This window comes from Actinopolyspora mortivallis DSM 44261 (assembly GCF_000384035.1).
GTDB lineage: Bacteria > Actinomycetota > Actinomycetes > Mycobacteriales > Pseudonocardiaceae > Actinopolyspora > Actinopolyspora mortivallis.
This window is the reverse complement of sequence record NZ_KB913024.1, coordinates 4,049,863-4,062,711: the sequence shown is the minus strand read 5'-3', so window position 1 is coordinate 4,062,711 and position 12,849 is coordinate 4,049,863. Positions and strand designations below refer to the sequence as shown.

The window sequence follows — 12,849 nt, the reverse complement described above, 5'->3', positions numbered from 1 at the left end:
TCCCAGAACAACAAGGCGGAAACAGAGTCACATTCCAAACCGTGGCGAAGGACACGAAGTTCCCGGTGAGCACGATTTCGGACGAAAACGAAACCCCCGCTCAGCGCGGGGAGCACGTCACGGGGCCGCTGTCAACGAACCGTGACGCAACCCATCCGTTCTCCGGGAGAAAATTCCCGGAAAGTGGGACACGGGAGCACCGGCGCGGATGGCCAGTTTTGCCGAAAACTGGCCCGACAGAGCCGCACCGTTACTCACCGCCGCGACCTCGGAGTCAACCACGCGCCGGGGCCGAATCCATGTGTCGAAGAGCACCGTAGAGCAACACCATCCCGGGGATGAGCGCCAGGTGTGTCAGCGAGGTCGCGTCGATCCCCGCGGGAGTGAGGGCACCGACGGGCAGCACGAAGACGACCCCCGCCAAACCGAACGCCAACAGTGCGCGGATCACCGGCCGGGCGGAGGGATGGCCCCTCCTGGCGGCATGGACCCACAGGCCGAGGATCGTGGCCATGGTCAGACTCTCCGCGAGAAGCATCGCCCCCAGACTCGCGTTCCCGGCGACCACGAACACTCCGTAGGCGACCAAGCCGACAACGCGTATGACGAGAACGGTACGACGCCCGACGAGACCGAGTACCTGGTGGGCGGAGCCGACGAGAAGATACGACAGAGCGATCACGACCAACACACCCACGGAGATCCAACTCTCCTCACGGCGGAGCAGACCGTGATGGAGCGCTCCCGCCACCGAGCTCGCGGCGGCGAACCAGAAGGCCAGCTTCCAGTAACGGTGCACGCTTGCGAGTCGGGAGAGCCGCCACGCGCAGACGAGCACCGTCACCCCGAGCACGAGGTCGGTGACGGCGTGGACGTGATCGTTCGACATACTCCCCCGTACCGGTGCCGCGTTGTCGCGAATATTGTCGTATTCGTGCCGGACCGGCACCCGTCGGTTCGTCCCGCCCCCGGTCTTCGTCGACAAACCGCCCGGCCCGTACGGGGCTCCTGGCCGTACTTCCGGCAGGGGTCGGGGATAGTACCCGGCCGAGCGGTCCTTGGTGTCACGCACGGCAGCTCCCGCATACGGGGGGTGGACCGTGGACTCGTGGTCGGGTGCGCTGCGGGCCGTGCGTCATGAACGGCTCGTGTGGGCGGCCGTGGGCGAGTAGCTTCGAAGTCTCGTGGCCTGGTCGTGTGCTCGGTAGTGTGGTGGGTGCCTTTTCGCCGAGGGTGCCCCCGCGGGACCCCGTGGGAGCGGTGAAGAGGTCCGGCGAAGAGGGGTGGTTCCTCGTGTCGTACGAGGGTGTGCCAACGCTGGACACGACCGAGATCGGTGAACGAGTGCGGATGGTGCGCCGTCGCCGCGGACTCGGCTTGGAGACCGCTGCCGGTCTGGCGGGAATCGTTCGTGCTGCGCCGGTCCGGTGACAATCTCCGGATTGATACGCCCACGGTGTTTCACCGGACAGGGTGGACGGCCGAGCAGGCCCGGCAGCTGCGGCACGCGCTGCCCTCGCTGCCCCGCTGCCTAGACCGTGGCAAGCTCTGGGACACGTCACATCCGTGAGGGGGAGTTGTGAAGATCGACGATGTGCCCTCGGGTGTCCCGCTGCACTACCACTGCCACGTACGCACCGAGTCCTCGCCGGATCCGGGACGATGGTCGGAGGTGCGCCAGTCCTCCCCCGATCTGGTCGCCTGGAGCGTGCGCGAGGTACTGGAATGGGTGCACGCCCGGATAGGCGAGCACCGTCATGAGGTGGACGAGCACCACGGGCGGCGGGAGCACGTGGAGCACATGCTGTCCACCTACGAGCCGGAGCCGCCGACTCCGCGGTCGGGAGAGATCGCCTCTCCGTGGGCCTACATGGCCCACGGGCTGCGACACGGACACTGGCGGCTGCCCAGCGTATACGTGCGCGAGGGAAGGATCCTCGCGCCGTGGATCCTGCCGGTCGCCGACGAGCGGTGTCGGGAGCACACTCGACCGGAGGACCGACCCTACTCCGCCCCGGATGCCGTGCCCGCCCGGGGAGAATGACCATGTGGAGCTACGGCAGCGCGCCGCACCGTGTGCGCACCGGGCAGTGTTCCCCGCAGGCGCGGACACGGGCCGTGGTGGGCCGGTTTTAGGCAAAATCGGGCCACGCGCTCCAAGCCGCGAGACCGCTCGGCCGCGTGGTCACCGAGTCGTCGAAGGAAACCGCACCACGCTGGCCCCGCTGAGCAACAGCCCTCCACGGACAGAGGTCCGGAAACCACGAAAGCGGAGCTCGGGACGTCCCCTGCGATGTTCCGGGAGACCCACACGACCCACGCTCACGGGAGGCCGGACTCGCAGCGGCGAGCCCGGCAAACTATCGGGATGCGCCCGGCACCTCCCCGCTTCGTGCCCGACGCACGGACACGAAGCGGACGAGACTCCACTAGGGAATGTGCCGTCCGGACACGGCCCTGGCCACCACCAACTGCTGGATCTGCTCGGTGCCCTCGAAGATGTCGTAGATCTTGGCGTCGCGGTGCATCCGCTCCACCGGATACTCCCTGGTGTAACCGTTGCCGCCGAGGATCTGCACGGCCCGCTCGGTGACCCAGGTGGCCACCCGGCCCGCCTTCAACTTCGACATCGAGCCCTCGCCCGCCTCGAAGGGCACCTCGTTGCGCCCCATCCAGGCCGCCCGCCAGACCAACAGCCGCGCCGCGTCGATCTCGGTGCGCATGTCGGCGAGGGTGAACGCCACTCCCTGGTTGTCGATGATGGGACGCCCGAAGGTCTCCCGCTGGCCCGCGTACTCCAGCGCCTGCTCGTAGGCGGCCCGGGCGATGCCCACGGCCTGGGCGCCCACCGTGGGGCGGGACAGCTCGAAGGTGCGCATGGCCTGCGAACTCGACCGGCCGCCCTCCCGGGCGCGTGCCAGCCGCTCGTCCAGTTTCTCCTTGCCTCCGAGCAGGCACCGGCCCGGAACCCGGACGTCGTCGAGGTAGACGTCGGCGGTGTGCGAGGCCCGCAGGCCGTGCTTGCGGATCTTGCTCGGCGAGGACAGCCCCGGGGTTCCGGGCGGGATCACGAAGGCGGCCTGCCCCTTGGGCCCCAGTTCGGGGTCCACCACGGCCTGCACCACGTGCACGTTGGCGATGCCGCCGTTGGTCGCCCAGGCCTTCTGTCCGTTGAGCACCCACTCGTCGGTGGCCTCGTCGTAGACCGCCCGGGTGCGCATGGCGGCCACGTCCGAACCCGCGTCCGGCTCCGAGGAGCAGAACGCGGCGACCTTCGGGTCGTCGGCGTCGCCGTAGCACTGGGGAACCCACTCGGCCAGCTGGTCGGGGGTGCCGGAGGCGAAGATCCCGGCCACGGCGAGAGTGGTGCCGAAGATCGCCATGCCGATCCCGCCGTCACCCCAGAACAGTTCCTCGTTGACGATCGGCAGGGACAGGCCGGTCTCGTCGGCCCAGAACGTCGCCAGGGTCTCGAAACCGTAGAGTCCGATCTTGGCGGCCTCGGAGATGACGGGCCAGGGTGTTTCCTCCCGCTCGTCCCACTCGGCGGCGGCGGGTCTGATCTCCTTCACGGCGAAGCCGTGCACCCAGTCGCGTAAGTCCCGGTGTTCTTCGGTCAGTTCCAGCGAGAAACTCATGACTCCCTCGGGCTGCTTCGTGGGGTTCGGCGGGCGGGGCGGCCGTGCGCGGGGACGGCCGGGGGACTAGGCCTGCGGGATCTGGAAGAGCTTGGTGAGCCCGGCGGCGAAGCCGACGTCACCGGCGACCTTCAGTTTGCCGGTCATGAACAGCATCGGGGCCGAGGCGTTGTTCGAGGCGAGTTTGAGCATCTCGACCGGGCCGATCATGACCGTGACCCTGGGCTCGCGTTCCTGGGACTTGTGCACCGTGCAGGTGCCCTGCGAGAGCACGCACTCGTAGCGCAGCACCCCGGAGTCGTCGCCGGAGTCACCGTCCTTGAGGGACCCGTTCAGGTTGATGCGCCAGCGCACCACGGCCTCGGTGTTCTTGGCGCGGTCGGGGCGGTAGTGCTCTCCCATGCGGCGGAAGAGTTCGTCGAAGATCCGCTCGGCCAGCTCGGGGCGTGCGGTGACGGCCTTGAGCTGCTCGTCCGAGGCCCGGGAGATGAGCCTGGCGAACTGTTGCGGTTCCAGCGAACTGAGATCGACCTCGGCTCCACTGGCCGCCAGTTCGGAAGCCTGCTCCAGCAGGGCGACGAACTCGTCCCGCCCCAGTTTCTTGGGGTCGGCGGAGCCGAGGGCGGCGATCGGATCGGTGTCAGCCATGTGAGCCCTCCATTACCTACTCGTGAGTAAGACTACTCCGGAGTAGGTAACAGGGCAAGGCGCCCCACCGCAGCCTGTCCTACCGTACTCGAAAACCCCCACGGAACCGCAGAAGGTCACAGCCGGAGACCGGCGCCGACAGCCCCCACCGACCCCTCTGTTAAGGATCTTAGCGTGCAGGACGCGAGAGACCCCCGGACCGAGTCGCCCCCCAACCGGAGCAAGCCCCGCTCCCGGAGGCTGCCCCGCGAAGTACGCGAACGACAGATCCTGGACGCCGCCGTGCGGGTGTTCGCCCACCACGGCTACCACGAAGCCGCCATGGACGAGATCTCCGAGGTCGCCGAGATCTCCAAACCCATGATCTACGCCTACCTCGGTTCCAAGGAGGAACTCTTCGTCGCCTGCATCCGCCGCGAGGCCAACCGACTGATCGAGTCGATCAGCGGGGCCGTGGAGGCGGACCTGCCCCCGGACGAACAACTCTGGCGCGGACTGCGCGCCTTCTTCGAGTACGCCCAGCAGAACCGCGCCAGCTGGACCGTGCTGCACCGCCAGGCCAGCACCCAGGGGCCGCACTTCGCCGCCGAGCTCTCCGCCTGGCGCCGACGCGCCCTGGACCTGGTCACCGGACTGCTGGCCCGCGCCGAGGGCAGCGGCACCGAGGAGGAACGGTCCACACGTCACGAACGGATGCGGCCGTTCGCCGCCGCCCTCGTCGGAGCCGGGGAGTCCATGGTCGACTGGTGGATCGACCACCCCGAACACACCGCGGACGCGCTGTCCATGCGGCTGATGAACCTGGTCTGGATGGGCTTCGGGGACATGGTCCAGGGACGCCGCTGGAAACCCGACTGAGGAGAGGAAGCCGGCACCCACCGTCCACGCCGGACACACCGGCGGCACCCGGTGGCCGAGGAGGCCACCGGCGACACCGAGAAACCCGACACCGGGAGGAAGCCTTGCGCCTGACCCACTACGGACACTCCTGCGTGCTGGTCGAGATCTCCACGGCACGGCTGCTGATCGACCCCGGCACCTTCGCCGCCGACTTCGAGACGCTGCACGACCTGGACGCGGTGCTGGTCACCCACAAGCACCCCGACCACCTGGACCTCGAACGGCTCCCCGCCGTGCTGCGCAACAACCCGAACGCCGAACTGATCGCCGACACCGAGTCGGTGGCCGCGCTGGCCGACCAGGGCGTGGAGGCCACCACGGCCCAGCCCGGGGACACGCTGCGGCCGGGCGGGGTGACCGTCGAGGTGGTCGGCGGCGAACACGCGGTGATCCACCCGGACATCCCGGTCATCGCCAACATCGGCTACCTCGTCGACGGCGGCGCCTTCTACCATCCGGGCGACTCCTTCCACGTCCCCCGGCGGGAGATCGACGTGCTCGGACTGCCCACGGCGGCCCCGTGGCTGAAGCTGTCCGAGGCGGTGGAGTTCCTGCGCACGGTGCGGCCCAGGATCGCGGTGCCCATCCACGAGGCCGTGATGTCGGTCCCCGAGCTGCACTACCGCATGTTCGGCCAGCTCGGCCCCGAGGGCACCACCCTCAACCCTCTGCATCGGGGCGAGCCCACCGAGATCCCGTGACCGCGGCCTGGCTCACCTGGTCAACGGGTCCGGGTTGACCCTCCCGCCCCGCACCCCGCCGCCGGGGGACGGGGCGGGAGAGGGCGTGCCCAGCTCCGGATACGTCACCGGCACGGCACCGTCCTCCAGGGCGCGGTCCACGGCCGCCAGCGCCGCCGCCCGACCGCGGGGCACACACAGGTCCGCCGCGGACACCGCCAGCCGCACCGGGGAACCTCCCCCGGAGCACGCCCGTCGCATCCCCGAACGCGCGCGGGACCACGGCCACCTCCCGCCGGCGGATCCCCGGGTGGGCAGGCGCCGTGTCCCCCCACTCCAGGGGTGCCGCAGCCCCGCCGGGCTCACACAGAGCACGAAGCCGAAATCCCACAGCGCCCTCAGGAAACCCGAGCAGACCCGGTCGCCCGTGGCGGCGAAGGACACGACGCGCAGGCCCAGCCGCTCGAACGGGAGCAGCGCCGCCGACAGCCACAGCCGCGCCTCGTGCTCCGGCAACGAGTGCGGGGCCCGGCCGAGGCCGGGCGTCCCGCCGAGGCCGTGGAGCACCACGGCGTCCCCCAGAGCCGCGCGCCGGACCACCCAGTCGGCCACGGCGGGATCATCCAACACGGCGGGTCGGAGCAGCGGGCAGAGCGCGACGGCACGGTCCTCCAGCGCGCGGGCGAAACGCGCGCAGTCCTCCAGCTCAGCGCCGCCGGAGATCCCGTGCAGCGCGACCACGAGTCGTGTACCCACGGGCCCCATGGGGCCAGCGCCCCGTGACGGGAACGTGTCCCCGACACGACACCCGCGTGAGCGGCGGGGGAAAGGAACGTACGGCGGGCCGGGTCAGCCCTGTTCGACGTCGGTGGGCCAGTCGGCGAGGTCGCGGCCGGTGATCCGCTCGTAGGCCTCCACGTAGCGCTGTCGGGTGGCGGTCACCACCTCGGCGGGCAACGGCGGGGGCGCGACGTCCGAGGCACGGTCCCACCCCGACTCGGGGGAGGTCAGCCAGTCCCGCACGTACTGCTTGTCGAAGGAGGCCTGCGGCCTGCCCGGCTCGTACTCGTCGGCGGGCCAGTAGCGGGAGGAGTCCGGGGTGAGCACCTCGTCGGCCAGCACCAGATCCCCCGTGGAGGAGACGCCGAACTCGAACTTGGTGTCGGCCAGGATCACCCCGCGCTGCCGCGCGTGTTCGGCGGCCCGCTCGTAGACCCGCAGCGTCAGGTCCCGGAGTCGGTCGGCGATGGTCGGACCCACCGTCTCGGCCACGGCGGCGAAACTGACGTTCTCGTCGTGCTCGCCCAGCTCGGCCTTGGTGGCCGGGGTGAAGATCGGCTCCGGCAACGCCGAGGCCTCGGTGAGCCCGTCGGGCAACGGCACCCCGCACACGGCGCCGGTGTCGCGGTACTCGCTCAGCCCCGAACCGGTGAGATAGCCCCGGGCCACGCACTCCACGGGCAGCATGTCCAGGTTGCGCACCAGCAACGCCCTGCCGCGCACCTCGGGAGGGATGCGCGGGTCGTCGCCCACGGCGACCAGGTGGTTGTCCACCAGGTCACCGAGCAGTTCGAGCCAGAACACGGTCATCGCCGTGAGCACCCGCCCCTTGTCCGGAACGGGAGTGCTCAGCACGTGGTCGTAGGCCGACACGCGGTCGGAGGCGACCATCAACAGATGGTTCTCGTCGACCTCGTAGAGCTCACGGACCTTGCCTGCGGCGACCGGACGGTACTCGGAAAGCGCGACCACGGGGGCATTCTGCCTCACCGGAGACGGCGTCCTCCCGGGGGGAAGCCACCCGGCCGCTTCACAGGATCGGGGAGGGCGTGTAGGCGGCGGCCTCCGGATACCGCTCGGTGATCCCGTTGATCTCCCCGACGACCTCGCGCACCTGGCTGGAGGCCGCGCCGGTGAACTCCAGCGGGTCGGAGAGCAGCCACCCGAGCTGCTCGCGGTCCAGCGGGATCCGCTCGTCAGCGGCCAGTCGGTCCAGCAGGTCGTTGCGCTCCAGACCGCGCTCGCGCATGTCCAACGCCACGGCCACCGCGTGCTCCTTGATCGCCTCGTGGGCGCTCTCCCGGCCGACCCCGGCGCGCACGGCGGCCATGAGCACCTTGGTCGTGGCCAGAAACGGCAGGTAGCGGTCCAGTTCCCGCCCGATCACGGCGGGGAACGCGCCGAACTCGTCCAGCACGGTCAGCAGCGTCTCCAGCAGCCCGTCGAAGGCGAAGAACGCGTCCGGCAGCGCCACCCGGCGCACCACCGAGCAGGACACGTCCCCCTCGTTCCACTGGTCCCCGGCCAGCTCCCCGGACATGGAGACGTAGCCGCGCAGCACCACCGCCAGCCCGTTGATCCGCTCGCAGGAGCGGGTGTTCATCTTGTGCGGCATGGCGCTGGAACCGACCTGACCCGGTTTGAACCCCTCGGTGACCAGCTCGTTGCCCGCCATCAGCCGGATCGTCTTGGCCAGGCTGGACGGGGCGGCCGCCAGCTGCGACAGGGTGGTGAGCACCTCGAAGTCGAGCGAACGCGGATACACCTGCCCCACACTGCCGAGCACCCGACCGAAACCGAGGTGACCGGCGACCCTGCGCTCCAGCTGCGCCAGTTTGTCCTCGTCGCCGTCGAACAGGTCCAGCGCGTCCTGGGCGGTGCCCACCGGGCCCTTGATGCCGCGCAGCGGGTAGCGCGCCAGCAGTTCCTCCAGCCGGTGGTAGGCGACCAGCAGCTCGTCGGCGGCGGTGGCGAACCGTTTGCCCAGCGTGGTCGCCTGGGCCGCGACGTTGTGCGAACGCCCGGCCATGACGAGCTCGCCGTGCTCACTGGCCAACTGCCCGAGCCTGGCCAGCACCGCCACGGTGCGGTCGCGCACGTGCTCCAGGCTGCGCCGGATCTGCAACTGCTCCACGTTCTCGGTGAGATCCCGCGAGGTCATGCCCTTGTGCACGTGCTCGTGCCCGGCGAGGTCATTGAACTCCTCGATGCGGGCCTTGACGTCGTGCCTGGTCACACGTTCCCGTTCGGCGATGGAGTCCAGGTCGACCCGTTCGAGGACCTCCTCGTAGTCCCGCAGCGCCCGCTCCGGGACGTCGACGCCGAGCTCGGACTGCGCCCGCAGCACCGCGAGCCACAGCCTGCGCTCCAGAACCACCTTGTGTCGCGGCGACCAGAGCCGCACCAACTCGGGCGAGGCGTAGCGGCTCGCCAGTGCGTCGGGAATGCTGGGCTTGTCCGTCACGTCCGGCAAGGATACCGGGCCGGGGCGGGGCCCTCCCGCCCGCGTGAAAGCGGCTCGGACCGGAGAAGGGGCACCGACCGTTGCCGACCGACTCCGGTCGTCTCCGGCCCGACGGTCCACCTGCCGGTCACTGCCCCTCACGGGGGGGAGGAGCCCCGCTCCAGCTGGGCGCGCAGCATCCTCCGGGCCGCCCCTCGGGGGTCGGGGTCGCTCTCGATCAGAGCGTTGACCACGGCCCCGTCGACCAACGCGATCAGTTCGAACATCCGCTCCCGGTCGAGGTCCATACCCGAACGCCGGAATATCTCGTCGATCAGCTCGTGCAGCCGGGCGGCCATCTCCCGCATCGGCTCGGCCAGGTAGGGCCTGCGCGGCGAACCGACCAGGCGCTCGTAGCGCAGCAGCACCGAGTCCACTCCACCGTCCCGGGAGGCCTCGCCCAGCAGCAGGTCCAGCACCAGTTCCACCACCTCACCGGTGTCGTAGGACCGCTCGGAGAGGCGGTGCAGTCGCTGCCTGCCCGCCTCCAGTTCCCGTTCGGCCTCGTGGCGCACGGCCGCGGTGATCAGTTCCTCGATGGAGTCGAAGTAGTACGTCGTCGAGGCCAGCGGCAACCCGGCCCGTTCGGCGACCGCCCGGTGCCGGACCGCCGCGAACCCTCCCTCGGAAAGCAGTTGGGCGGCGGCGACCACGAGCAGGTGCCGCCGTCGTTCCCCCTTCGGGGTGCTCGCCGCCGTCATCGGCCCGATCCTAGCCGCCCCACCGGCCGGAAGGGGGATCGACGGACCTCCCGCACTCGGACCGGCTCAGTGCCCGACACCGGCCAGGTTGAGGCCCAGCACCCCGGAGATGATCAGCACGATCGAGACGATCTTGACCGCGGACACGGCGTCGCCGAGCCAGACCATGCCGATCAGCGCGGTCAGCGCCGCCCCTATCCCGGTCCACACCGCGTAGGCCGGGCCCACCGGCAGCGACCGCATCGCCCAGGCGAGCCCGACGAAGCTGCCCGCCGACAGCACCAGGAAGGTCAGGCTGGGCAGCAGCCTGCTGAAACCCTCCGAGAGTTTCAGTGACACGGCCCATCCCGCCTCCAGCACACCGGAAAGGATCAACACCAGCCACGCCATGCTCGCCACGTCCTTCGAGTACGTCCCGTTGCTCGTCGGACACACTACCCAAAAAGTGGTACGAGCGTCCCATTCTGGTGGGCGGGGCCACCACCCTCTACCATCCGGCGCCCGTCACGACGCCACCGCACGACGGGGCGGGGACACGTCGTTGCCCGAGGGTGCCCGGCGGGAGGGCTCCCCGCAGAACACGAGTCACAACCGCCCGGCGAGCTCGCGGGCGATCTCCCGCAGCTCGCCGGCGTAGGGCGCAGAACCGTCCCCACCGGGACTGCTGCGCAGGGTCAACTCCTTGCCGCTGTCGGCGCGCACGGTCACCTCCAGTCCCCCGTCCGGGAGGTGCCGCACCTCGGCCGAACCGGCCGACATGCCCGCGGCGGCGGGGCGCAGGATCGCCGTGACGCTACCGCTGTCTCCCTCCTGGCGAACCCGGAAGGAGGCCGCCTCCGCCCCGGGAGGACACTCCTCGGCGGCCACCGGGTCGCCGGAAGGGCTCCGGCCGGGCAACTGCTCCGAGAGCGCCCCCGCCAGCCTCCGGTCGGGCGGGCCGCACCCCTGCGAGCCACCGGGCACGGACAGCGCCGTGGGGCCCTGCCCCCCACCGGACCGGGGGGAGGGAGCCCCCTGCTCCGAGACCCCCGCGCGGGGACGTTCGCTCTGACCGGTCGTCCCGCCGGGTAACCACCCCGCGCCGAAACCGACCCCGGTGACCAGCACGGCCGCCACGGCCAGCGATCCTCCGACGGCGCCCATCCGCCTGCGGGCCGTCACCCGCCGCGAGGCGCGGACCACGTCCCGTTCGTCGAACGTGGCCTCGGGGGGCTCCCCCGCCGCGTCCCGGAACAACTCGGCAAGCTCGTGCTCACGCACCACCGCACCTCCTCACGACGTCGACCGCAGATCGCCGAGCGAGTCGCCGAGCGCGGCGCGGAGCGCCTCCAGCCCCCGGGCCGTCTGGCTTTTGACGTTGCCCTCGCTGCATCGCATGACCTCGGCCACCCCGGCCACGTCCAGCCCCTCCAGATAGCGCAGCACGAGCACGGCCCGCTGCTTCGGCGGCACCATGCGCAGTCCGGCCAGCAAGGTACGTCGCGTGGTCACGGAGTCGTCCACCTCGCCGTCGCCGGAGGGCCGTTCCGGCAGCCGCTCCACCGCGCGCTCCCGTCGCCACGGCTTCCGGGACTCGTCGATCACCGCCCGGGTGAGCGTCCGCCGCACGTAGGCGTCCAGCGCCTCCTTGTCGCGGATCTTGCGCCACCTGCGGTGCACCGCGATGAACGCCTGCTGGGCAAGGTCGTCCGCACGGTGCCAGTCGCCGCACATCATGTAGGCCATGCGACGCACCGCCTCCCGCCGAGCCGCGAAGTACTCCGCGAACTCCTGCTCCTCGCGTTGGTCCACGCGGAAGCCTCCGCTCGTTGCGTGCCGACACGTGACAGGACGGGTCGTCCGTCCCACACGGTTGCACGTCGGGCCACCACGGTCACCACGCCCCCACCGCAGCGTCCACACGGTCGGGGGTGTGCGCCCCGATTCCCCACGAACGACCGAATATGGTGTGATCCGTTCGTGACCAAATTGATGCCGATTGATCTCCGTTCCGACACGGTGACCCGTCCGGACGAGCGGATGACGGAGGCCATGGCCGCCGCCGAGGTCGGCGACGACGTCCTGGACCGCGATCCCACCATGCGCAGACTGGAGCACCGGGTCGCGGAACTGCTCGGCACCGAGGCGGCCCTGTGGGTTCCCAGCGGCACCATGGGCAACCTGATCGCCCTGTGCCTGCACCTGGAACGCGGGGAACGTTTCCTGGCACCGCGCGGGGCACACGTGCTCACCCACGAACTCGGCTCGGCGGCCTGGCTGGCCGGGGGAATGCCCGAGCCGCTCAGCTGGGACGCCGGAGCGGGCCGCCCCAGCCCCTGGCTGGTCCGCTCCGAATCCGCCGACAACGGACGGTACGACGCCCTGCGCACCACGCTGCTGTGCCTGGAGAACACGCACAACGCGGCCGGAGGTACGGCCATCCCCCCGGACGAACACGCCCAGCTCGCCGCCGCCGCCAGGGACAACGGGATGCGGGTCCACCTGGACGGCGCCCGCCTGTTCAACGCCTCGGTCGCGCTCGGCGTGCCCGTGGCCGCCCTGACCGTCGGAGTCGACACGGTGCAGATCTGCCTGAGCAAAGGGCTGGGCGCCCCCGTGGGCTCCGCCGTGGCCGGAGACGCCGAGTTCGTCGAACGGGCCCGGCGTACGCGCAAGATGCTCGGCGGCGGAGTACGCCAGGGTGGGGTGCTGGCCGCGGCCGGACTCGTGGCCCTCGAACGCACCGAGCGGCTACGCACCGACCACGACAACGCGAAACGGCTCGCGGAAGGGCTGATCACGCGGGGATGGAACGTCACCCCACCGCAGACCAACATCGTGCTGGCCTCCGTGCCGGACGTGCGGCACAGCCTCGAATGGCTGGAGGGGATCGGCGTGCTCGCGGTGCCGATGGGCGGGAAACTGCGCTTCGTCACCCACGGGGACGTACGCTCCACCGACGTCGACGAGGCGCTGCGCCGCATCGACGCGGTCTCCTGAGGAGGCGGTCACCAGCGGCA

At 70.6% G+C, this 12,849-nt stretch carries 14 protein-coding genes; 4 read left to right on the top strand and 10 right to left on the bottom strand.

What is annotated here, in order from left to right; all coding sequences use genetic code 11:
- Window positions 1–274 precede the first annotated feature (274 nt).
- Window positions 275–889, bottom strand: a complete 615-nt coding sequence (locus ACTMO_RS0119065) for a DUF6962 family protein (protein ID WP_019856276.1) — start codon at window positions 887–889, stop codon at window positions 275–277.
- Window positions 890–1,579: 690 nt separating this feature from the next.
- On the opposite strand from ACTMO_RS0119065, the gene ACTMO_RS0119055 reads away from it, so the two are divergent.
- Window positions 1,580–2,044, top strand: a complete 465-nt coding sequence (locus ACTMO_RS0119055) for a hypothetical protein (protein WP_019856274.1) — start codon at window positions 1,580–1,582, stop codon at window positions 2,042–2,044.
- Between the two features lie 385 nt (window positions 2,045–2,429).
- On the opposite strand, the gene ACTMO_RS0119050 is transcribed toward ACTMO_RS0119055, so the two are convergent.
- Window positions 2,430–3,638 carry an acyl-CoA dehydrogenase family protein gene (locus ACTMO_RS0119050; RefSeq protein WP_019856273.1) on the bottom strand — a complete coding sequence of 403 codons (1,209 nt, stop codon included), beginning with the start codon at window positions 3,636–3,638 and terminating at the stop codon, window positions 2,430–2,432.
- Between the two features lie 66 nt (window positions 3,639–3,704).
- On the bottom strand, window positions 3,705–4,286 hold the full coding sequence (locus tag ACTMO_RS0119045; RefSeq protein WP_019856272.1) for an SCP2 sterol-binding domain-containing protein: 582 nt from the start codon (window positions 4,284–4,286) through the stop codon (window positions 3,705–3,707).
- Between the two features lie 174 nt (window positions 4,287–4,460).
- On the opposite strand from ACTMO_RS0119045, the gene ACTMO_RS0119040 reads away from it, so the two are divergent.
- Both ACTMO_RS0119040 and ACTMO_RS0119035 read left to right on the top strand, forming a co-directional pair.
- Complete coding sequence (locus ACTMO_RS0119040; RefSeq protein ID WP_019856271.1) at window positions 4,461–5,144, top strand: TetR/AcrR family transcriptional regulator; 684 nt, start codon at window positions 4,461–4,463, stop codon at window positions 5,142–5,144.
- 104 nt (window positions 5,145–5,248) lie between these two features.
- Window positions 5,249–5,887, top strand: coding sequence for an MBL fold metallo-hydrolase (locus tag ACTMO_RS0119035; protein WP_019856270.1), 639 nt, complete (start codon window positions 5,249–5,251; stop codon window positions 5,885–5,887).
- Window positions 5,888–5,899: 12 nt separating this feature from the next.
- On the opposite strand, the gene ACTMO_RS22095 is transcribed toward ACTMO_RS0119035, so the two are convergent.
- The 7 genes from ACTMO_RS22095 to ACTMO_RS0119000 all read right to left on the bottom strand — a co-directional run bounded on the left by ACTMO_RS22095 (window position 5,900) and on the right by ACTMO_RS0119000 (window position 11,641).
- Window positions 5,900–6,622 (bottom strand): polysaccharide deacetylase family protein, encoded by a 723-nt coding sequence (locus ACTMO_RS22095; protein WP_157062960.1) that lies wholly within the window; start codon window positions 6,620–6,622, stop codon window positions 5,900–5,902.
- A gap of 93 nt (window positions 6,623–6,715) precedes the next feature.
- Window positions 6,716–7,618 (bottom strand): phosphoribosylaminoimidazolesuccinocarboxamide synthase, encoded by a 903-nt coding sequence (locus ACTMO_RS0119025; protein WP_019856268.1) that lies wholly within the window; start codon window positions 7,616–7,618, stop codon window positions 6,716–6,718.
- A gap of 58 nt (window positions 7,619–7,676) precedes the next feature.
- Window positions 7,677–9,110: an adenylosuccinate lyase gene (gene purB / locus ACTMO_RS0119020; RefSeq protein WP_019856267.1), complete on the bottom strand. Its 1,434-nt coding sequence runs from the start codon at window positions 9,108–9,110 to the stop codon at window positions 7,677–7,679.
- A gap of 137 nt (window positions 9,111–9,247) precedes the next feature.
- Window positions 9,248–9,850, bottom strand: a complete 603-nt coding sequence (locus tag ACTMO_RS0119015) for a TetR/AcrR family transcriptional regulator (protein ID WP_019856266.1) — start codon at window positions 9,848–9,850, stop codon at window positions 9,248–9,250.
- A gap of 66 nt (window positions 9,851–9,916) precedes the next feature.
- Window positions 9,917–10,240, bottom strand: a complete 324-nt coding sequence (locus ACTMO_RS0119010) for a DMT family transporter (RefSeq protein ID WP_019856265.1) — start codon at window positions 10,238–10,240, stop codon at window positions 9,917–9,919.
- Window positions 10,241–10,435: 195 nt separating this feature from the next.
- A complete protein-coding gene (locus ACTMO_RS0119005; RefSeq protein ID WP_026449412.1) occupies window positions 10,436–11,110 on the bottom strand; it encodes a hypothetical protein in 675 nt (224 codons plus the stop codon).
- Window positions 11,111–11,122: 12 nt separating this feature from the next.
- On the bottom strand, window positions 11,123–11,641 hold the full coding sequence (locus tag ACTMO_RS0119000; RefSeq protein ID WP_019856263.1) for a SigE family RNA polymerase sigma factor: 519 nt from the start codon (window positions 11,639–11,641) through the stop codon (window positions 11,123–11,125).
- Between the two features lie 180 nt (window positions 11,642–11,821).
- Here ACTMO_RS0119000 and ACTMO_RS0118995 point away from each other — a divergent pair, with 180 nt between their 5' ends.
- The gene (locus ACTMO_RS0118995) at window positions 11,822–12,829 is read left to right on the top strand and encodes a threonine aldolase family protein (RefSeq protein ID WP_019856262.1); all 1,008 of its coding nucleotides are present in this window, start codon (window positions 11,822–11,824) and stop codon (window positions 12,827–12,829) included.
- The last annotated feature ends 20 nt before the right edge of the window (window positions 12,830–12,849 follow it).

Coding starts and splice junctions, on each gene's coding strand:
- ACTMO_RS0119065 (WP_019856276.1), bottom strand. CDS start 889: ATGTCGAACGATCACGTCCACGCCGTCACCGACCTCGTGCTCGGGGTG.
- ACTMO_RS0119050 (WP_019856273.1), bottom strand. CDS start 3,638: ATGAGTTTCTCGCTGGAACTGACCGAAGAACACCGGGACTTACGCGAC.
- ACTMO_RS0119045 (WP_019856272.1), bottom strand. CDS start 4,286: ATGGCTGACACCGATCCGATCGCCGCCCTCGGCTCCGCCGACCCCAAG.
- ACTMO_RS0119015 (WP_019856266.1), bottom strand. CDS start 9,850: ATGACGGCGGCGAGCACCCCGAAGGGGGAACGACGGCGGCACCTGCTC.
- ACTMO_RS0119010 (WP_019856265.1), bottom strand. CDS start 10,240: ATGGCGTGGCTGGTGTTGATCCTTTCCGGTGTGCTGGAGGCGGGATGG.
- ACTMO_RS0118995 (WP_019856262.1), top strand. CDS start 11,822: ATGCCGATTGATCTCCGTTCCGACACGGTGACCCGTCCGGACGAGCGG.